The following is an 18,130-nucleotide window of genomic DNA, read 5'->3' on the forward strand; positions in this document are numbered from 1 at the left end:
CGGACCCCGATCACCCACGAGAACGACCTCCAACCAGCTGCAACTACCCTGACCCAAGCCGCATAGACGTGTTCAAAACCCGGGGTCAAGGCCCCTCACCAAAATCACCCCATCAGCCACCAAAAAACCAGCCGCAAACTTAACCCTGAGATTTCCGGCGCATCACACTAGCGGGGTTCCGTGGTGGTCGACGACGCGGCCGTCGGCCAGGGTGACGGCGAAGCGCAGGTCGCCGTCGGCGGACGGACGGGCGTGCTCGGCGGCGGACAGGTGGCTTGGAGCCGGGGCGGGCACGGTCGACGGGCGAGGGGCCGAGGTGACGAGCCGGCAAAGCCGTCAGGTGGTCGGGGAGCCCGAGGCCCCGGCGCTCGGACCGCTCGGGCCGGAGTACCTCGCGGGTGGGGCCTCGGCTTCGGACTCCGAGGGTGACGGAGAGCCGGAACGCGAGGGCGAGGGCGAGGGCGATGGATTCCCGCTCGTCGACGGTGTGGGAGCAGGACTCGTCGAGCTCTTCGGGGGCGTGCTTGGCGACGGGCCCTTGCTGGCCGACGCCGACGGCGACCGTGACGCCGAGGGTGATACCGAGGCGTCCGGCACGATGTCGGTCTTGGCACCGGTGTAGCGGGCGATCCAGGTCGTGACGGTGTCCGCGTATGCCGAGGACTGGTTGTAGCTGAGGATGGCCGCCCGAAGCTGACTCGGGACCGACAGGTCGCGCCCGTTCGCGCACAGGTAGCGGCCCGTGGTCAGCGCAGCGTCGTACATGTTGTGCGGGCTGGCCACCCCGTCGTTGTTCCCGTCCGTGCCCCAGACGGCCCAGGTGGTGGGGATGAACTGCATCGGTCCCACCGCGCGGTCCCACAGTGTATCGCCGTCCAGGCGCCCATCGTCGGTGTCGCCGATCGCAGCGAACCCAGCCCCGTTCAACGCGGGCCCGATGATCGGTGTGAGGGTGTTGCCCGCGATGTCGAGGGCACCGCCGCGGGCGTGGTTCGACTCGACCTGACCAATTCCGGCGAGGACGGGCCACGTCAGGCGGCAGCGAGGCTGGCTCTGGGCCAGGCGCGCCTGTGCGTTGAGGTATGCCTGGTAGACGGTGGTCGGCAGTTTAAGGCCGGTCGCGGCCAGCTCGGTGTGCGAGGCGCTCGGCGAGGGGGAGAGGCCCGGTGCGATAGCTGTCCCGCTCGGTGCCACGAAGGGCCGGGGCACCGCCTGCAAGCCCTCCGCGGCAGAGGATTCGGCCGCCGCCACTGGCTGAGTCGCCTTTTGTACGCCCAGGCCCACGGTGACCAACGTGGTGGCCACCGCGACGGCGGCGAGACCCTGAGTAGCCCGCTGCAGACCTGGAGCCATGTCCGTCCGATTCCCCTGTGCCTCGTTCGCTGGTGGGGGGCAGCACGTTTCCCTGCCTGCCGCCCCCAAGAGACCGGCGCCATACCCCTGCACCCTTGCCATCCATCCTCCCGTGGCGCCACGGTGCCGACCGGCCCGGAGGGGAGGTCGACAGGGCAGAGGAGTTGCCCAAAGGGTTGCCCGCTGGCGCCCCTCGCCGTGGGCCGCCTACTCGGAGATGGGCCACCGCACGAGGTCGTACTCGGCGTCGAGCACAGTGAAGTTCATGTTCACTTCGATGCCCACCATGTCCCGGCATCGTGCCACCCATCCGGTGGTGCAGTGGAGTTCGGTGCCGAGCACCACGACCTCCCGCGGCAGCTCCCCGTCGTCGCCGATCCTCCGCCACACCTGCCCGGCAACGGTCATCGTGTACACGTTCCCGGAGGAAAAGGAGGTGCAGGCAATGGCGAGGGCTGCCTCGTCGGAGAGGAGGTCCTCGCGCTGGAGTCGCTCCCGGTAGTCGTTTATCAGCTCGGCGGCGCGCACGGCGCCGACGACGAGATCGATGCGCGTGATCATGTACGCCTCCGGTGGCTTTGAGAGTGCCACTGGAATTGGCCAGGGGCGCCGGATCATCCTCGGACGGCCCGCCACCATGCCGACGTCCGTTCGTTCCGGTGAGCGGTTCAAGAGATTGCCCGCCTATCTGCCCGTATGTTCCTGTTCCGGCTGCCGGGAGGCTGCTCTGCTGGAGCATGCCCAGCGTCCGACAGGACGTGGGCGGTGAACGTGCCGGGCCTTGGCGGTGTGATAGCCGACGGGGGCGGCGATTTTTGGGAGAAGCGTCATGGCAGAACTGGTAGTCGAGAGCAACGTTCATGGAACCGTGAAGTGGTTCAACGCCGAGAAGGGATTCGGCTTCATCGCGCCGGACTCGGACAGGGGCAATAACCCTGAGGACGTGTTCGTGCACTACAGCGCGATCACCGGCCACGGTTTCAAGTCCCTCGAAGAGAACGAGCGCGTGCTGTTCGACCGTGCCGAGGGGAACCGCGGGTTCCAGGCGGTCAACGTCCGTCAAAACACCGAGGGTGGCTCCGGCCGACGGGCCGGGTAACTGGCCCCGCACATTCCCGATGGGGCTCCTGGCGTGACCCGGAGCCCCATCCGTGTGTCTCGCCTCCGTGGCAGGGGCTACCGGGACCGGTTGAAGGCAGGAGACCCCCACCGTGCAATTTCCCGACGGCGTTCCCGAGGACCTCGGACACACCGGCTCGGCGAAGGCACTCGCGCGGGCGGCCAGTGACGCGCTCCGGGCCGATGACACGGCCGCCGCCATCGCCCTCACGAGCCTCGCCCAAGTCCACGCCATGCTCGCCCTGACCGAGGTCCAGCAGCAACTGGTCTGGGTGACCATCGACATACGGCAGCACCTGGAGGTGCTCCGTCTGGACGCGGTGCCCGAAATCGCCCGCGTGCTGCGCGAACGCACGACCTGAGAGCACGCAAGCGGCTCCCGCCGCGCTGGCTCGAACGAACCCTGCCCGGCCATCGGACCCATCGGGCAGCCCTGCAGGCCCGGATGGCCGCCCCGGGGCGACTACGCTGCTGGCCTCGCGCGGCGCATCCTGGCTCGGTGGGAGCCATCGTCTTGCAACTCGAGTCCGACACCCCTGCGATTCCCGGGGAGGAGAGCAGACAGTCCGTCCAGATCCTCAACACCGGCACCATCGTCGACCGGTTCGAACTGGACGTCTTGGGCGACGCCAAGGAATGGATCAGGGTCGAGCCGTCCGAGGTCAACGTCTTCCCGGACCAGTCGGTCGAGGTCGAGCTCGTCTTCAGCCCTCCCCGGTCCGCAGAGCCGCCCGCCGGCCCCGTGACGTTCGGACTCCGGGTGATGTCCCACGAGGACATCGAGGGATCGGTCGTCGAGGAGTCCACGGTCACGGTCGGCCCCTTCACCGACTACGGCGTCAAGCTGTTGCCGACGACGAAGCGGAGCAGAGCCGCAGGGCGCTTCAACGCAGTCATCGACAACCGCGGCAACGCCCCGCTGAAGGCACACCTCTACGCGACCGATGCCGACGCCAAGCTCGCCTTCGCCTTTAAACACGAGGAGGTCGAGGTCGCCCACGGCAAGGGCGTTGTCGTGCCGCTGAAGGTCAAGCCGAAGGCGCGGCTGTGGCGGGGGACAGACGTCAGTCTGCCCTTCCAGGTGCTCGTCGTGGACGAGGAGGACGAGGAGGAGCAGACCGCGGACGGCGCTCTGATCCAGGCGGCGTTCGTCTCGGACGCGCTCGCCAAGTTCGTCATGGCCATCGCCGCCGTCGTCCTGGCACTGCTCGCTCTCTGGTACTTCGTGCTGCAGCCGAGCGTCGAGACCGAGGCGAAGAAGCAGGTGGCCGTCGCGACCGGCCAGGACCCTAACGCACTCGGTGCATCGGCTGGCGCCGGCGGCGCAGGGAGCGGGGCCGGTGGAGCGGGTGCCGGGGGTGCCGGCGGTGCCGGTGCCGGAGCGGGCGCCAACGGTTCGGACGGCAGCCGGTTCCCCGCCCTCAACGGCACGGGTGGGAGCGCCGGCGACAGCACGGGCGGCAGCGGCTCCGACGGTGACGGAGCGGCCGGCGGCTCCGACTCCAGGCTCCAGGCCGTCGATTTCCGGATCCAGGCCAACGCCCAGACTTCCAACGACTTCCGCGTCACCCGGTTCACCGTCCCGAAGGACAAGACCTACTACGTCAGCGACATCCTCTTCGAGAACGCCGCCGGCGACACCGGGATCATGCGGCTCCAGCGCGGTGACTCGGTCCTGATGCAACTGAGCCTGGACACCTTCAGGGACCGCGATGACCACTTCGCCGAACCGATCGAATTCGCTCCGGGCGACGAGGTCATCCTCTCCGTCCGCTGCCAGTCTCCGGGCGGCCAGACCACGAACACGTCGGCGGCCTGCACGCCCGCCGCGTACTTCTCGGGCCGTGCCGTGACATCGGCGACCTGACGTTCCCACCCACCCGCGACGGAAGCCGGAAGGACGATCACATGCCAGGAGTGCCCGCGGCGGCGATGGGCGACAAGGTCATGGGTATGGACACCCACATCGTCATGGTTCCATCCCCCGGCGGACCGGTGGAGACCCCCATGCCGCTCCCCTTCACGGGGACCCTCTCCGACGGCTGCTGCCAGAGCGTTCTCATCTGCAGCAAACCGGCCGCAACCGTCGACAGCGTCGCCTTCAACACCCCGCCGCACATCCCGCCCGGCGGCGTCTTCAAATCACCCCCCAACAACAAGGGGACCATCTCCCACGGCAGTACCTCGGTCTTCATCGGGGGCAAGGCCGCGGCCCGTACCGGCGATACGGCCACCACCTGCAACGAACCGGCTATACAGCACACCGCGACCGTCGTCGCCACGTCCAACGTCTTCATCGGATAACCGCCTACCAGAAGTCGGCTTCGAGTCGATGATCCCGATCGGAGAACACCGGAGGTTCAGGTGATAGGCGACCAGGTGTCGGCGTACTCCTCTGAGTGGCGCTGACACGAAAATACGGTGCTGGTGGTTCATGACGTTGCCAGATGGCAATTGCGATCTTGTGCATGACGGCGACCAGAGCGCGTTTGCCTCCTCGGCGGACGGAGACGCGGCGGAAGAACACCGACAGGTAAGACTCCTTGTTGCGGATCGCGCCATGGCGGCGACTCCCAGCAGGCGTTTGAGGTTGTGGTTGCCGTGCCGGGTCCGCCCGGACTTGCTCACCCCGGCTGATTCGTTCTGTCCCGGCCAGACGCCCATTCAGGAGGCGAGGTGCTGGGCGGTGGCGAACTGGGACATGTCCCTGCCGGTCTCTGCGAGGATCACCTCGGCCGCGAGGCGGCCGATCCCGGGGATGGTGTCAAGCAAGTCCAGGTCTTGTTCCCGCTCGGTCAGCAGGGTGGTGATGCGTGTGTCGAACGCGGTCGTGGTGGCGCGGAGCCTGTCAATTTCGTCAAGGTAGTTCCGGATCATGAAGGCGTGATGGTCGGTGAAGTCTCCGTCAAAGGCCTCGATCAGGGCGGGGATCTTGGCGCGGGCCTTGCCGACGGCGACGCCCGCGAGCTGTTCGGGATCGCGTTGGCCCGTGATCATGACTTCGAGGATGGCTCCTCCCCGAGACTCCGGTCACGTCGGTCAGGACCGAGGTGAGCTTCATGCCGGTGTCCTCGAGTTCCTTCTCCAGCCGCTGGGCTTCCCAGCCCGCGCGGCCCGGACGATCTCGGTGCGCCGGGGGGTCAGGTCACGCAGCTCGCGGACCGCTCGCTCGGGGACGAACGAGGCCATCACCATCCCGGACGCGCCGGCCCGAGCCAGGAAGCCGCGTCGTTCGAGTCGGTTTTGCGGCCACGGATCCCCTTGAGGTGGACGGGGTTGACCAGCATCAGGTTCAGGTGGGGCTGCAGCAGGTAGTACACGCCCCGCCAGTCATCGGATGGCGCCTCCATGACCACAACCTCGACCTGATGTTCGACCAGCCACGCCAGCAGTCGCCGCAGCTCGGCCCGGGTGGTGCCGAACCGTTCGGTCTCCAGACTCCACGTCCCAGTCCTCACCGGGCTGGGGTGAGCGTGCAGGCCAGCAGGAACCGCTGACCCCCAGGTGCTCCGGCAGAATTAGCTTGACTCTGTCGGGGGTCTTGGAGTTCCTCGGTGCGGCAGCGTGATCAACGGGCATGCTCGGGCTGTTCCAGTGACCGATGGAATCGTCGAGGTGCCCGTTGTCGCTCCGCCCCCGTTCCGGTGAGCAAGTCCCCTCTCTGACCACACAGATCGCGCGGGCGAGCAACCCGGCTGGCACCACGGCGATGTGGGTGAGAGACCGGCTGGACGGGCTGTGGCACGACGAGGACTTCGCCGACTGGTACCCCCGAGACGGGCGCCCGGGCCTCTCGCCCGCCCAGCTCGCCACGGTCTGTGTGCTGCAGTTCCTGCTCGGGCTTTCGGACCGGCAGGCCGCCGAAGCGGTCCGCTGCCGCATCGACTTCACGTACGCCATGGCCATGGAGCTCGACGACCCCGGATACCACCACAGCGTGCTGGCCGACTTCCGCGACCGTCTTGGCGAAGCAGACCGTGCTGACCGCCTCCTCGACCTCGCGCTGGCCCGCCTCAAGGAAGCCGGCCTGGCCCACGAGCGCACCACCGATTCCACCCATGTCCTGGCCGCGGTGCGCGACCTGACCGCCTGGAGCTGATCACCGAAGCGGTCCGCGCCGCCCTCGAATAGGTCGCCGGTATCTCCCCGCACCTGCTCGACGAGCTGGTGGACGAGGAGTGGGGGGCTCCGCTACGGCCGGCCGGTTCGCCTGGGCAAGAACCCCACCAGGCCCAAGACCCGGATACTTGCCGCCGGGAACGACGCCCTCCGGCTCCTGGAACACCTCTACCGGCACGGAACAGACCGCACGTTGGGCCCTCCTATTCAAGCCCTGCGCCAGATCATGCTGCAGAACTACGACCGTGCCGCAGGACACCTGCGCTGGCGCACCGCCGAGAAGGAAGACGGGCCCGGGCTGCCGCCCTCGTCCCAGGCGATCGTCTCTCCCTACGACACCTCGGCCCGCTACGCACGCCACGGGCACATCATCAGCTGGAAGACGTTCGCCGCCATCTCACCGAGACCTACGCTCCCGACGGCCCCAACGTGATCATGGCGCACCCTGGGCACCTGACCCCCGGCTCCAAGATCCCCGACAGAGTCAAGCTCAGATGTCAACTTGACGAGAAATCAGGCCGGGTGTCCCGAAGTGTGATCAGAGTCATTCCCGATGCCGCCGACAGCCCTTCCTGCTGGCTACGTCGCGTGTGCCGATAGGCGGGTGAGCGGCGTGAAAAGTGCCCGGATGGGCGGGGTGGTGTGCTTGAAGGGGCCGACCTGTCGGCTGTTCGGGCGCTTTTCGATCTTCGTGGTTGTTGGGGGTGCGGTGGTGGGAGCTGGAATGGGGCGTCGGCTGGTCCGTCCGGTTGAGGAGAGTGTTCGGTGATCGGTGTGGCTGCGGGGCAGGCATGCGACGAGGTGTGGTCGTGGCTGAGGGGCTGCGAAGGAGGGAGGGGGATAAGGCGGCGGCTGGACTGTCGGCTGTTGTGGGGGGTGGATGTGAGGTTGTTGCGGGTGCGGGTGGTGCAGTTGGCGATGATCAACGGTGTGGCGGGTGGAGTGGCCCAGGAGCGGGCGGCGCATTTGTGGGCGCGCGCCGGGGTTCTGGACTTGGGTGATGCGGAGGCCGTGTTCTCCGGCGGCAGCGATCTGGTGGATTGTGGGCTGGCCGCCCAGTTCGGGTATGTGGAGGAGGCGGTGGCGTTGGGGCGTGTGGGGAGCGCAGCTGAGTTGGCGACGGCGGAGTGGGTATTGCAGGAATGTGGCTACAAGCCTCCGCTGGGTGGTGCGGAGTCGTTCCGATGGGTGGGCGCGGTGATCGCGGATCAGGGGGTGTGGGAGCGCAATCCGCGGATGGCTGAAGGGCCGCTCTCGGGCAGTGTGGTCACGGATAGGCCTGAGGCCATGTCCGAGGGCCTCGAGGTGCTGTCGCGGGGCTGGAACGGGCAGGTGTCCGTGGTGGACACGGCAGGGTGGCTCAGTGGCTCCTCGGCTGATGCCCCGGCCAGGGAGGCTCTGATCGGCACTGGTCCCCCGGACGATTTCGCAATCCCGGACAGGGCCCTCGTCTCGGACGGCGCTGTGGTGCCGGCGGTCACGCGGGCCTTCCCGGCTGCTCCTGCGCTGGCGGATCTGGGTCCTCCGAAGGCGCCGGCGCCCCAGTCCCAAGGGCGAAAGGCGTCTGGCGGTACACCGGGCGAGTTCCGAGGGCCGCGGCCATTCAAGCAGCAGGATATGGCTGAGCGGACCTGGGAGTTGCTGGTGGCGATCAGGGACGCACCCGTCAACGCCTCGCAAGGCGCAATCGTCCACGCCTGGCACATCACCCCGCAGGCGTTCAACAGCTTACTGAATCGCAGGCGGCCGAGGCCGGGACTGGCTGCGAGCACGACCTCCGCCCAGTTCCTGGCCTACTTCCGTGCGAACCTGGAGAAAGACCCCGAACGCACGACCGGCAAGAGTCTCGCGCAGTTGATCCCCCGGAAGGCCGATCCCACCGTGCTCACCGAATTCGACAAGCAGGTCATCGGTACTGTCCTCCGCCAGTCCGATCAGTCCGTCAGGGGCATCGCCCTCCGCATCCAGCACCCCACCACGAACGTGCACTACTGGCTTGCTGCTCTGGGGGCGCGGCTGGGTGTGACGGGTACGGGGGCTGAAGTAGCGGTCTACGTCCAGACACATGCGCAGGAGGTGCTGGCCCTCGCCGGAATCAGCCCGGACAACCCTCCCCACCTTCCCCACAGGAACAGCACGGTGTATACACGCGAACAGACACCTCTTCCGATGCCAGTCGTGCCGAGCCGCTGAGGTTTTCGGGTTGTGGTCGGGTGGTGACGGTTCATGATCCCTGCGGTATGCCGGTGCTATGCGTTATTTGGAGGGTGTGGGCCTGACCGCTGAGCGTCAGGTGTTTCGTGAGGGGATCCGGCTTCAGAGGCCGTTGTCTTTCCGAGAGTGATGGATGAGTTTTTGCTGGTCAGGCATGGGCGGGGCTCCAGTTGGGAGGGACGAGATGTCGTGTCGTCTCTTCGGTGGAGGTGCCGGATGCCGTCGGTGGTGGGATTGCTGGAGGAGCGTGCACGTGTCGCTCGGCAGCGGGTGGACGCCCTTCGGGCGGACTTGCGGGAGGCCGAGGCTGAGTGGGAGCGGTTCGTGATCGCCCGTGAGGCGGGCCGAGGTCCTGGCGGAACCGTGCGGAGACCAGGACGTGTCACCGGTGGTGGTGATCGGCGAGGGGCCGGCGCGGGTTGATGGTGCGGTGCCCGGCTCGGTGGCGCCGATGTGGCACGAAGGCCTCGCCCTTGCGGTGCTGTCGCCGGACTACCAGCAGCTCATGACGCTCTCGCGGGTGGGAGTGGGGTGGATGCCGTGGCGATGGACTGTCGGGAACTCGCGGTGGCGGTAGGGCTGAAGCCTGTGCCCGCGAAGGTGGAGGGCGTCCGGTCGAGGGTGAAACGCCTGGCCGCGCGGGGCTGCTGGCGGAGGAACGTCAGGGGACGTTCAGTGCCGTCGTCGGGCGATGCGGCGGCTCATGACCATGCTCATCGACCACCTGATCATCGCCTCGGCGCTGTCGGTGCGGGTTTCGTGGTCGCGGGCCAGGCGGCGTGAGTGCATCAGCCATGCGAACGTGTGCTCGGCAAGCCATCTTTTCGGCAGGACGACGAAGCCTGTGGTGTCGTCGCTGCGGTTGACTACCGTCAGCGCGATCCGCAGCACGCTGCGGGCGAAGTCGACGAGTTGGCCGGTATAGCCGCCGTCGGCCCAGACCCGCGTGATGCGCCAGTGCCGCTCGCGCAGCTGGGCCGGCAGTGTCTGTCCGCGTCCCGGTCGGTGACGGACGCCGCCGTGACCACGGCGGCCGCCAGGAGCAGGCCGAGGGTGTCCACCACGATGTGGCGCTTGCGGCCGTTGACTTTCTTGCCGCCGTCGAAGCCCCTGGTCGCGGCCGGCACCGACGCAGCCGCCTTCACCGACTGGGCGTCGATGACGCCCGCCGTCGGCTCCCGGTCGCGGCCGGCCGCTTCACGGAGCCGGTTCCACAGCCGGTCGTGGAACTCGGCCGTCCAGCCCTTGTCGCGCCAGCGTCGGAAGGCGTAGACACGGTCCCACGTGGGGAAATCCGCTGGCATCGACCGCCACGTGAAACCGCCCGCGACCAGGTAGCGGACCGCGTCGACCATCTGCCGGTGGCAGTAGCCTTCCGGCTGCCCGCCCCGGCCGTCCAGCCAACCCGGAACCGGCAAAACGGCACGGGCCTCGGCCCATTCCGCATCCGTCATGTCCGACAGACGTCTCGCCCTACGACATCTCGGCCCGCTATGCCCGGCACGGGCACATCATCAGCTGGAAGGGGTTCTCCCGCCCATCTGACGGAGACGTGTGCTTCTGACGGCCCGAACGTGATCACGGACGTGGCCACCACAGCCTCCACCCCCCCCCATGACAGCAAGGTTCTGCCCGGCATCCATACCCGCCTGCACCGCCGCGGGCTGCTGCCCGCCGAGCACCTGGTCGACAGCGGCTACACCTCCCTGCCCCACCTTGCACAAGCCGCCCGTGACCACCAGGTCGCCGTCTCCGGGCCGCTTCGGGGCAACCCCACCCGGCAGCACCGCCGGGATGAGGGATTCGCCCCGCGACGACTTCCCCATCGACTACGACCTCCGGCAGGTCACCTGCCCCCAGGGGCAGGTCAGCGCGGGCTGGCACGGCCCCTACCCCACCTCCTCGCCCACCGCGGCCCCGCTGATCGTGGCCCGGTTCACCAAGAGCCAGTGCCATCCGTGCCCGGCCCGCGCGCAGTGCACCACCTCCCGCGCAAGCCACCGCACCGTCGGCCTGCCCCCACGCGAACTCCGCGTGCGCACGGAGCAACAGACACCCGAGTGGAAGACCCGTCACGCGGTCCGCTCCGGAGTGGAAGGAACGGTCAATGAGTTCGCCCACGGACACGGCATGCGCCACTGCCGCTACCGAGGTCAGGACAATGCCCACCTCCAGCACGTCCTGACCACCATCGCCATCAACATCGAGCGTCTCAGCGGTCTCTCACCGACTGCGGAAGCACGCCCTCCCCGCAGAACGACCGCCTTCCAGACCTACCTCGATCAGCACGACATCCCCCGGCCGAAGTCCTGGCGGACCTTGGGCACCTGACTCCGGCAACTCCAAGATCACCGACAGAGTCAAGCTCAGAGTTCCGCAGTACGTCGACGGGTACACCCCCGATGTCCGCCACAGCACACTCCCAGCGGGCCGGCTGCTCCGACAACTCGTCGTTGAGGGTGGTGCGGACCGGTACGTCGTGGCGCCGAAGCCATGGCACGGGGTCTCGACCCGATCATGCCCACCAGCTGAGAACGCTCACGCCTTGGTGTCCGGACACTGCGTGAGTGTGCTGACGGCCTGCGGGATTGCCGGTCCTTCGCCGCTGGACCGGCTCGCGGAGAGCAATTATCTTTACTCCTGGACCGAGAAGCAGGGCGACGGGAATCCTGCGGCTCCCCGAACCACTACCTGCGGGCCACCCGTACCGTTTGGCGAGGGCGGCTGCTGTCCCACCCGTCAGGGGCGACAGTCCGGGCAACCACCGGGGCCACGCCCTCCCAGCAAGCCGTGACGGCCCACCGGGAAACCGGCAGGCCGTCACGGGCACGGCGTTCAGAGCACGGTGACGCGCTCTGCCTGAGGACCCTTCTGCCCCTGGGTCACGCTGTACTCAACTCGCTGACCCTCATCGAGGGAACGGAAACCCGCGGCGTCAATCTCCGAGTAGTGGACGAAAACATCCGGAAGACCAGGCTGGTCCTGCTGGATGAACCCGAAGCCCTTCTCCCCGTTGAACCACTTGACGGACCCGGTAACCCTGGGATTGTTTGATGCCATTTTAATTCTCCAAAGAACTTCATGGCCCTGCACTATGCGGAGGCCAGAGGTGATCGTCCTGGTCCTCGGAACTGCTGACAGCAGAGTCGCCGCCGACAGCGCAGACAACACGCGCTTTCGGAACCGTGACCGGCTGAAACCGGCTGCCGATACCGCCTCACCACGGGAACATCGTAAGAACGCGCAACCTCATGGAGAATGACCTAAGGGGCAGTACATCGGGCACCGGGGGCGCGGTAGTGTCTCGTGATCCTGTTCATGTCAGTTCGAATTGTTATTGACGAGTTTCTTCATGTGGGTCGCGACGAGTCTGCTTCGGTCAGCCAGGAGGCCACCCACTCGATCTCGTTGTGGATCGGGGCGGTCTCGGCCAGCTCGTCGTCGCTCTGCTGCCGGGGCACGCGGGCGGTCGCTTCACCGGACGCGGTCACGTCGGCGACCCAAGCCTGCGCATCCGCTGCTGTCGGCGTCGGCCCCTGGAAGGGCGGCTCGAAGGGACGTGCCTCAGGGATGCCCAGGCCGCCGTCGGTCACGGAAGCCGTCGGCACCGTCACTCCGACGGGGAACAGCGCAGACTCGACCGGCTGCTCGGACAGGCTGCGGAGACTGAGCTGCTCCCCCAAGAAGGGGTGCGGCTTCCCCCCACACCGCTCGGCTCCTCATCGGCCGGAGTCGACGCGGCCGGCGCCTCGGACACTGCTGCTGCGGCCATCGGCATGGCGGCCTCCCTCTCAGCGGCTTCGAGTTCGGCGAGCACTGGCTCGAGGAGGAAGTCGGGCACAAAGGCGCCGGTGTCCTGGTCGGTCAGGCCGTAGTCCCGCGCTAGGAACGCTGCGAACTGTCCGGGGACGGAACCGAGCCGTACTGCGCCAAGTGCCGACCGGCCTGGGCCAGGTCGACCAACGCGGGCTCGGACGTCTCCACCCAGGTGTCCGGGGCAGCCGCGACGGGCGCAGCAGACGGATCCGCTTCGGCCGCCGGGGCCGAGGGAGCGCAGGGAGCATGCAGTGTCGTCCAGGGCGAGGCGTAGCGCGGCCGGGGCCCGGTCGGCGGGCGGGTTCGCGGCGCGCTCCAATGCGGTCGGCCTCGGCGCAGCGCGGCGCCCTCCTCCATGAACAGCGGTGGAGGGCCGCCCTGTTGCCTGCCCTTTCGTCTGCTAACGCATGACGGAGGGGTTCACGCACACTGGCATCCAACAGGATCGGCTGGGACGAGGCGGGGCGCATGGGGTACGTGTTGATGGGCCATGGGGGTCTGTTCACCGATGGGCGTACTGCGCCTGGCATGGAGATCGTCGCTATTCCCACTGGGACGACCCTCCAGTTTTACGCGGATTCCGGTCAGGGCCTGGCGTACGGGGAGGCCCAGCTGGCCGTGTGGCAGCAGCTCAGGCCCCGGTGGGAGCCTTTGAGAGCAGGCAACGTGACGTACAACTTCTGCCTGGCTCCGCTTCCTCCTCAAGATGTTCCCAGCGAAGCGCACCGGAACGAGTGGTTTCCCGGGCACCAGTTCATCACCCCCGGCGATATCGGCTTGGCCAGGGAGGTGCTGTTGTGCAACGGGTCCATGGAGACGTGCCCCACCGACCCACGGCAGGTCGTCGAGGAAGGTGCAGTCCACCAGTGCACCGGACTCCTCGGCACGTACACGGGCGACCTCTACTGGCTGGCATGCAGCTCGTTCCTCAATGCCGATGCCGCCATCCAGAACGCAACGACAGCTGATGTATCACGAAGCGTGACGCTAGGTCACGATCCGGACTGGACGCCCGGCCGGGCCGATCAGCAGCGCTTGGCGGCCCAGAACCGCTCCAACGTGAAGAAGGCCCCTGACGACATGGACATCCGTTACCGCATCGGCGGGACAGTCGTCCTGATCGGTAACGGCCACGAGCCGCGCCTGATGACCTACGCGGAAACACAGCCCGACACTTTCGGCGGGTGGGTGACCGTGACCAGCGCACGCAACATGAAGCAGGACCCGAGGGACGCTTCACTTCAGCGACGTGCCGCCCCAGAAACAGGCCCTGGTCGAATGGGCGGTCGCGCTCTTCTCCACCAAACGCGTCGTCTTCACGCCTCCCCGCCGCTGACGGCCGACGACCCGTGTCAACCGTCCGACCAGACATCGCCCACACGGCCGACTCGGTATGCCATGACCGCCACCGCCGCCCCTGCGCTTTTTCAGGGCAGCCACCTCGCCTGCGGACCCGGACGCACACTCACCACGTCTGGCCCCCGTACCGCAGCCCGTGCCTGTACGCTCCTCCGGTGGCACCCTCCGCACCTGCCCGCCGCGTCCTCGGCACCGGCGCCAGCAGCGCGTTGCCCGAGGCACCACCCGTTCGTTGAGCCGTGTATGACCTTGCGGCCCGAGTCTGGGGCGCCGGGTGTGGCCGAGTTCGGCGGCCGACGCTGCCGACCGGTCTGCGGAGCTCTATGACCTCAACCAGGGGAGAACCTCACACCCAAACAGAAGTGCGCCAACCGAGCCTACTTCCACCTGCGATGGCCCGCCGAGAGAGCCATCCCATCGGCCAAGACCTGGGACATCCACCGCAAAGCCCGATGCCACCCCACCAGACTCACGTCAATCGCCAGAGCCATCCTCACCCTGGAGTGGCAACGTTGAACAAGCTCACTGGCTCCGTGTCCTGACCGAGCTGAAGAACCGCGGCGTCGAGGACGTCCTCATGCTGGTCTGCGACGGTTTGGAGGGCCTGCCCGACGCCGTCGGCGAGGTCTGGCCCAAGACCGTCGTCCAGACTGCGTCGTCCACCTGCTGCGGACGTCGTTCCGCTATGCCGGCCGCCTGGACTGGGACAAGATCGCGAAAGCGTTGAAGCCCGTCTACAGCGCTCTCACCGAGGACGCCGCCACCAGCCGGTTCCTCGAGTTCTGGGAGGAATGGGGCGGCAAATGCCCGGCGATCGTCCGATTGTGGGAGTCTCAATGACCGTGTCAAGCGGCCCGTGCGGCAGGTGGGGTGGAGGTGAACAGCCGTCCGTCACGCAGAAGGGCCCAGAGCACGCTTGCCCGTCGGCGGGCCAGGGCGATGACTGCCATCAAGATCCAAGTCTCTCCGGTGTCCAAAATCCGGGGTCAAGGCCCGAATGCCCTGCAGACACAACCGGTCTGCCACCGGCCGCGGCCCTGGCGACCTCGTCGGCCAGGGCGGCAGCAGTGGCTCGATCAGTGCCCACAAGTCGTCGTCCACGATCCAAGGCCGAGTGCTCACACACTCACGAACGGCCGAATCATCACACCGGTTACGCCCGGCCAGGGCATATCAACAAGATCCTGTTACGAGCTCTAAGCTCCGGCCCGTCGCAGGCAACGTCACGAGAATCAAGATCCTCAAGCGCCAGCACTACGGCCGGGCTGGCTTGGATCTCCTCCGCCAACGCATCCTCTTGGCCCGCTGACCAACCCGCTTCACGAAAAGTGTCGAAGAGCCTGAGTGCTCCCCGCTGGCGGCCAGATAATCAACGCGCTGGCGGCCGATAAGCCCCCCCCAACGGCAGCCAGACTCCACGCTGTTGGGGGGTGGGTCAGCGCAAGGGGATCACCCCCTGGCCGGAGGTTGCTTGGTTGAGGCGGAAGGAATCACCCTGGGTGACCACGACGTGGGCGTGATGCAGGAGCCGATCGACGGTCACGGTGGCGAGAATCTTCGTCATGATCTCGTCGAAAGCATCTGGGGCTGGCACTTGTTCCCTCACAAGAGTTGCCGCTGCCACCTGGCCGTATCCCCCTCCTGGGGTCCCCGTTGGTTCTCGAGGTGGCTACCGCCTTTTCAAGGTGCTGCCTTGACCGTTCAGGTGCGAGGAAGGTGTGCCGGTGAGCGAGGTGAGACTGCAGGGCATCGCAGGCGGGGCCGTCCCGCAGGGGATGCCGACGGGGGCTCCGTGGCAGTTCCAGTCGCTGTGCGTTGAGGCATTCGTGGCCTCGTGGCGGGCCCGCGGGTTCAGCCTGGTGGCAATCACAACGACACCGGCCTGCTGGAGCGGACGCTGACGGCGCTGGGCCGGCCCGCGTGGGAGGCAACCCCTGAGGACATCGACCGAGTGGTCGGTGACCTTGTGGTCCAGGGTCGCAAGACCTCGATCCGGCGCGAGTACGTGCAGATCTTCAAGGGCTTCCACCGGTTCCTCCAGGCCCGCAAGTCCGTCGAGATCGAAGCCGCGTTCAGCGTCCGCTGGTCTGCCCGGTCGACGAGTTCAATGCTTCAAGGCATGTCGGGGATGGTTCGCCGGCCCTGCTGCCGCCCCAGCTTCGGCAAAGGCATCCACACCTCCGGCCCGCGGCCGCGATGGGTGCCCATGCTCGACAACCTCGACCTGGTACTCAGGTGGTTCCTGGAAGACGTACGGCCCAAATTCCCCGACTCCCCTGTCCTCTTCGCCGACGAATCCGGCGGCAGCCTCCATTGCGGAACCATCTGCAACCGGCTCCGCTATCTGATGGAACTCGAAGGACGCCCGGCGGCCGAACGGTTTAGCCCGCATGCCCTTAGATCCCGTTGTTGTTCCGAACGTGATGGCTGGGGTTCCGCTGGTGGGAGTGGGTAGCGGTCAGTCGAGGCAGGGATGAGGCGTCCTGTTTCTCGTTGAGCGTGTGGGGTGGCCGATGGTGCCGGTCTGCTGGAAGCGAAGGAGACGGCTGCGCGGGAGGTGATCGAGCGGCTTCGGGGAGAGGCCGATCGGATCCTGGCCGAGCTCGGGGAGGCGGAAGCTGGTCTGGAACGGGTGGTCATCGCTCGGGAGACGGTGTCCGAGGTCCTGAACCCGGCCGTTCCAGCCCGGGAGGCCGGGGTGAAGGATGAGGATGGGGTTGTGGCGGGGGTGATGGTGGTGCCGCGTCGTCGTGAGGGTCTCTCGGTTCGTGTGCTGCCGGAGGAGTATCAGCGGGTCATGGCCCTGCTGGATGCCCGGGCCGGTGCGGGCGGGGTGCGGGCCAGGGATCTGACTGTGGCCCTGGGCCGGGAGGCGGTGCCCTCGAAAATCGAGTGTGTGCGGTCGATGGACAAGCGGCTGGTCGCGCGGGGGTGGGCGGTGGAGGAGACGCCAGGCGTGTTCACCCCGGCTGTCGGATCAGGGGCGCCTGCCGCTGCGTGAGCCGGCCTGCCGTGCGAGGCGGCGTCCCATGACCATGGTCATGGACCACATCACCATCGCCTCGTGGGTGGCGGGCAGGCGTTCGTAATCCCGGACCAGCCGACGGCGGTGCATCAGCCAGGCCAGCGTCCGCTCGACGACCCAACGGCGGGGCAGAAGCACGAATCCCTTCTGGTCATCGCCTCGTTTGACGATCGTGAGCGCGAGGCCGAGAGCGTCGCGGGCCCAGTCGACGAGCCAGCTGGCATAGCCTCCGTCGGCCCAGGTAAGGGCGATCTTGCGGTGGAGTTCGCGGAGCGCTTCAAAACCGGCACGGCCGCATCACGGTCCTGGACGGATGCGGCGGTGACGTGGACGACCAGGAGGAGGCCTGCGCTGTCCACCGCCAGGTGGCGCTTGCGGCCATCGATCTTCTTTCCTCCGTCCCAGCCGCGTGATCCGGCGGCGACGGTATCGGCCGCCCGAAGGGACTGCGAGTAGATGATGGCCGCGGTCGGTTCAGCTTTCCGTCTCTCCATTTCACGCACCCTGGCTCGGAGCCGGTGGTGGAACTCGGCGATCAGGCCCTGGAGACGCCAGCGGCGGAAGAACGCATAGACACGGTCCCAGGCGGGGAAGTCGGCCGGGACGGCCCGCCACTTGACGCCGTTGTCGAGGAGGTAGCGGACCGCGTCGAGCATGACGCGGTGGCAGTAGCCCTCCGGCTGCCCGCCCCGGCCCTCCAACCAGGCCGGCACCGGCAGCAGCGGACGGATGGCCGCCCACTCTGCATCGGTCATGTCCGACGGATACCTGCGTACTCGCTCGCCATGATCGGCGGCATTGCCGTACGTCTGCGCGATGCAGTCACACCATGGGGCAGCGGGGTTGGACGCAGCGTGCTCGGACGCGAGAAGCTGTGGCAACAGGGTCTCCTGGAACTTCCCGGATGGGATCGCACCCCCGAGCTGACCAAGAGGCCCTGCCTTCATGCCCGGACCACCGGAACATCACCCGACCCAGAACCCCATTCGAACCCAAACGCTCCCACGATCGATAGAACAACACGTTCGATTTTGCGGAGGTGGAGCACGGTGACTAGGACCCGGTCGGCTGGGGTGAGCTTGGCTTTGGCACCTGTGCCAGGGGCCACCAGGCGCTCGTGACCGC

The 18,130-nt window shown here is 67.5% G+C and carries 20 protein-coding genes and 5 pseudogenes; 12 read left to right on the forward strand and 13 right to left on the reverse strand.

The window, feature by feature from the left end; genetic code table 11:
* Positions 1-162: 162 nt before the first annotated feature.
* The 3 genes from AB0D66_RS32475 to AB0D66_RS32485 form a co-directional block, all read right to left on the reverse strand.
* Complete coding sequence (locus AB0D66_RS32475; RefSeq protein WP_362310798.1) at positions 163-294, reverse strand: hypothetical protein; 132 nt, start codon at positions 292-294, stop codon at positions 163-165.
* A gap of 42 nt (positions 295-336) precedes the next feature.
* Positions 337-1,353, reverse strand: coding sequence for a hypothetical protein (locus AB0D66_RS32480; RefSeq protein ID WP_362310799.1), 1,017 nt, complete (start codon positions 1,351-1,353; stop codon positions 337-339).
* Positions 1,354-1,560: 207 nt separating this feature from the next.
* The gene (locus AB0D66_RS32485) at positions 1,561-1,914 is read right to left on the reverse strand and encodes a hypothetical protein (protein WP_362310800.1); all 354 of its coding nucleotides are present in this window, start codon (positions 1,912-1,914) and stop codon (positions 1,561-1,563) included.
* Between the two features lie 268 nt (positions 1,915-2,182).
* On the opposite strand from AB0D66_RS32485, the gene AB0D66_RS32490 reads away from it, so the two are divergent.
* The 4 genes from AB0D66_RS32490 (at position 2,183) to AB0D66_RS32505 (ending at position 4,776) form a co-directional block, all read left to right on the forward strand.
* Complete coding sequence (locus tag AB0D66_RS32490; RefSeq protein ID WP_362310801.1) at positions 2,183-2,452, forward strand: cold-shock protein; 270 nt, start codon at positions 2,183-2,185, stop codon at positions 2,450-2,452.
* Positions 2,453-2,564: 112 nt separating this feature from the next.
* Complete coding sequence (locus AB0D66_RS32495) at positions 2,565-2,834, forward strand: hypothetical protein (protein ID WP_362310802.1); 270 nt, start codon at positions 2,565-2,567, stop codon at positions 2,832-2,834.
* A 137-nt stretch (positions 2,835-2,971) separates the two neighbouring features.
* Positions 2,972-4,339: a hypothetical protein gene (locus AB0D66_RS32500; RefSeq protein WP_362310803.1), complete on the forward strand. Its 1,368-nt coding sequence runs from the start codon at positions 2,972-2,974 to the stop codon at positions 4,337-4,339.
* Between the two features lie 41 nt (positions 4,340-4,380).
* A complete protein-coding gene (locus AB0D66_RS32505) occupies positions 4,381-4,776 on the forward strand; it encodes a PAAR domain-containing protein (protein ID WP_362310804.1) in 396 nt (131 codons plus the stop codon).
* A 252-nt stretch (positions 4,777-5,028) separates the two neighbouring features.
* On the opposite strand, the pseudogene AB0D66_RS32510 reads toward AB0D66_RS32505, so the two are convergent.
* Positions 5,029-5,469 (reverse strand): annotated as a pseudogene (locus AB0D66_RS32510) (transposase); the annotation flags it as partial.
* A 191-nt stretch (positions 5,470-5,660) separates the two neighbouring features.
* Positions 5,661-5,930 (reverse strand): transposase, encoded by a 270-nt coding sequence (locus tag AB0D66_RS32515; protein ID WP_362310805.1) that lies wholly within the window; start codon positions 5,928-5,930, stop codon positions 5,661-5,663.
* 257 nt (positions 5,931-6,187) lie between these two features.
* Between AB0D66_RS32515 and AB0D66_RS32520 the strand changes: the two genes are divergently transcribed.
* The 3 genes from AB0D66_RS32520 (at position 6,188) to AB0D66_RS32530 (ending at position 8,784) form a co-directional block, all read left to right on the forward strand.
* On the forward strand, positions 6,188-6,571 hold the full coding sequence (locus AB0D66_RS32520) for a transposase (RefSeq protein ID WP_362310806.1): 384 nt from the start codon (positions 6,188-6,190) through the stop codon (positions 6,569-6,571).
* A 246-nt stretch (positions 6,572-6,817) separates the two neighbouring features.
* Entirely contained in the window at positions 6,818-7,024 is a 207-nt protein-coding gene (locus AB0D66_RS32525; protein ID WP_362310807.1) for a hypothetical protein, read from the forward strand.
* Between the two features lie 464 nt (positions 7,025-7,488).
* The gene (locus AB0D66_RS32530; protein ID WP_362310808.1) at positions 7,489-8,784 is read left to right on the forward strand and encodes a hypothetical protein; all 1,296 of its coding nucleotides are present in this window, start codon (positions 7,489-7,491) and stop codon (positions 8,782-8,784) included.
* Positions 8,785-9,477: 693 nt separating this feature from the next.
* Here the strand turns inward: AB0D66_RS32530 and AB0D66_RS32535 are convergent.
* Positions 9,478-9,789 carry a transposase gene (locus AB0D66_RS32535; RefSeq protein WP_362310815.1) on the reverse strand — a complete coding sequence of 104 codons (312 nt, stop codon included), beginning with the start codon at positions 9,787-9,789 and terminating at the stop codon, positions 9,478-9,480.
* Positions 9,678-10,259, reverse strand: coding sequence for a transposase (locus AB0D66_RS32540; protein ID WP_362310809.1), 582 nt, complete (start codon positions 10,257-10,259; stop codon positions 9,678-9,680). Before AB0D66_RS32540 ends, AB0D66_RS32535 begins: the two co-directional genes overlap by 112 nt.
* Before the next feature lie 340 nt (positions 10,260-10,599).
* Here AB0D66_RS32540 and AB0D66_RS32545 point away from each other — a divergent pair, with 340 nt between their 5' ends.
* Positions 10,600-11,136 carry a transposase gene (locus AB0D66_RS32545; protein WP_362310810.1) on the forward strand — a complete coding sequence of 179 codons (537 nt, stop codon included), beginning with the start codon at positions 10,600-10,602 and terminating at the stop codon, positions 11,134-11,136.
* A gap of 504 nt (positions 11,137-11,640) precedes the next feature.
* Here the strand turns inward: AB0D66_RS32545 and AB0D66_RS32550 are convergent.
* Together AB0D66_RS32550 and AB0D66_RS32555 are read right to left on the reverse strand one after the other, a co-directional pair.
* Positions 11,641-11,865, reverse strand: coding sequence for a cold-shock protein (locus AB0D66_RS32550; RefSeq protein ID WP_362310811.1), 225 nt, complete (start codon positions 11,863-11,865; stop codon positions 11,641-11,643).
* A gap of 290 nt (positions 11,866-12,155) precedes the next feature.
* The gene (locus AB0D66_RS32555) at positions 12,156-12,488 is read right to left on the reverse strand and encodes a hypothetical protein (RefSeq protein WP_362310812.1); all 333 of its coding nucleotides are present in this window, start codon (positions 12,486-12,488) and stop codon (positions 12,156-12,158) included.
* 616 nt (positions 12,489-13,104) lie between these two features.
* Here AB0D66_RS32555 and AB0D66_RS32560 point away from each other — a divergent pair.
* Both AB0D66_RS32560 and AB0D66_RS32565 read left to right on the forward strand, forming a co-directional pair.
* Positions 13,105-14,307, forward strand: coding sequence for a hypothetical protein (locus tag AB0D66_RS32560; protein WP_362310816.1), 1,203 nt, complete (start codon positions 13,105-13,107; stop codon positions 14,305-14,307).
* A 172-nt stretch (positions 14,308-14,479) separates the two neighbouring features.
* Positions 14,480-14,814, forward strand: a pseudogene (locus AB0D66_RS32565) (transposase); the annotation flags it as partial.
* A 162-nt stretch (positions 14,815-14,976) separates the two neighbouring features.
* On the opposite strand, the pseudogene AB0D66_RS32570 reads toward AB0D66_RS32565, so the two are convergent.
* Positions 14,977-15,102: pseudogene (locus AB0D66_RS32570) on the reverse strand (IS5/IS1182 family transposase); the annotation flags it as partial.
* Between the two features lie 313 nt (positions 15,103-15,415).
* Positions 15,416-15,556: pseudogene (locus AB0D66_RS32575) on the reverse strand (ATP-binding protein); the annotation flags it as partial.
* A gap of 258 nt (positions 15,557-15,814) precedes the next feature.
* Here AB0D66_RS32575 and AB0D66_RS32580 point away from each other — a divergent pair.
* A complete protein-coding gene (locus AB0D66_RS32580) occupies positions 15,815-16,435 on the forward strand; it encodes a hypothetical protein (RefSeq protein ID WP_362310813.1) in 621 nt (206 codons plus the stop codon).
* Between the two features lie 51 nt (positions 16,436-16,486).
* Positions 16,487-16,981: a hypothetical protein gene (locus tag AB0D66_RS32585; RefSeq protein ID WP_362310814.1), complete on the forward strand. Its 495-nt coding sequence runs from the start codon at positions 16,487-16,489 to the stop codon at positions 16,979-16,981.
* Here the strand turns inward: AB0D66_RS32585 and AB0D66_RS32590 are convergent.
* Together AB0D66_RS32590 and AB0D66_RS32595 are read right to left on the reverse strand one after the other, a co-directional pair.
* Positions 16,958-17,257 (reverse strand): transposase, encoded by a 300-nt coding sequence (locus AB0D66_RS32590; RefSeq protein ID WP_362310817.1) that lies wholly within the window; start codon positions 17,255-17,257, stop codon positions 16,958-16,960. The genes AB0D66_RS32585 and AB0D66_RS32590 overlap by 24 nt on opposite strands.
* A gap of 71 nt (positions 17,258-17,328) precedes the next feature.
* Positions 17,329-17,952, reverse strand: a pseudogene (locus AB0D66_RS32595) (transposase); the annotation flags it as partial.
* Between the last annotated feature and the right edge of the window lie 178 nt (positions 17,953-18,130).

The organism is Streptomyces sp. NPDC048270 (genome assembly GCF_040652335.1).
Taxonomy (GTDB): domain Bacteria; phylum Actinomycetota; class Actinomycetes; order Streptomycetales; family Streptomycetaceae; genus Streptomyces.

Excerpts from the sequence above, each read along its gene's own strand:
- AB0D66_RS32480 (WP_362310799.1), bottom strand. The coding sequence starts at position 1,353 with ATGGCTCCAGGTCTGCAGCGGGCTACTCAGGGTCTCGCCGCCGTCGCG.
- AB0D66_RS32485 (WP_362310800.1), bottom strand. The coding sequence starts at position 1,914 with ATGATCACGCGCATCGATCTCGTCGTCGGCGCCGTGCGCGCCGCCGAG.
- AB0D66_RS32490 (WP_362310801.1), top strand. The coding sequence starts at position 2,183 with ATGGCAGAACTGGTAGTCGAGAGCAACGTTCATGGAACCGTGAAGTGG.
- AB0D66_RS32505 (WP_362310804.1), top strand. The coding sequence starts at position 4,381 with ATGCCAGGAGTGCCCGCGGCGGCGATGGGCGACAAGGTCATGGGTATG.
- AB0D66_RS32525 (WP_362310807.1), top strand. The coding sequence starts at position 6,818 with ATGCTGCAGAACTACGACCGTGCCGCAGGACACCTGCGCTGGCGCACC.
- AB0D66_RS32540 (WP_362310809.1), bottom strand. The coding sequence starts at position 10,259 with ATGACGGATGCGGAATGGGCCGAGGCCCGTGCCGTTTTGCCGGTTCCG.
- AB0D66_RS32545 (WP_362310810.1), top strand. The coding sequence starts at position 10,600 with ATGAGGGATTCGCCCCGCGACGACTTCCCCATCGACTACGACCTCCGG.
- AB0D66_RS32550 (WP_362310811.1), bottom strand. The coding sequence starts at position 11,865 with ATGGCATCAAACAATCCCAGGGTTACCGGGTCCGTCAAGTGGTTCAAC.
- AB0D66_RS32560 (WP_362310816.1), top strand. The coding sequence starts at position 13,105 with ATGGGCCATGGGGGTCTGTTCACCGATGGGCGTACTGCGCCTGGCATG.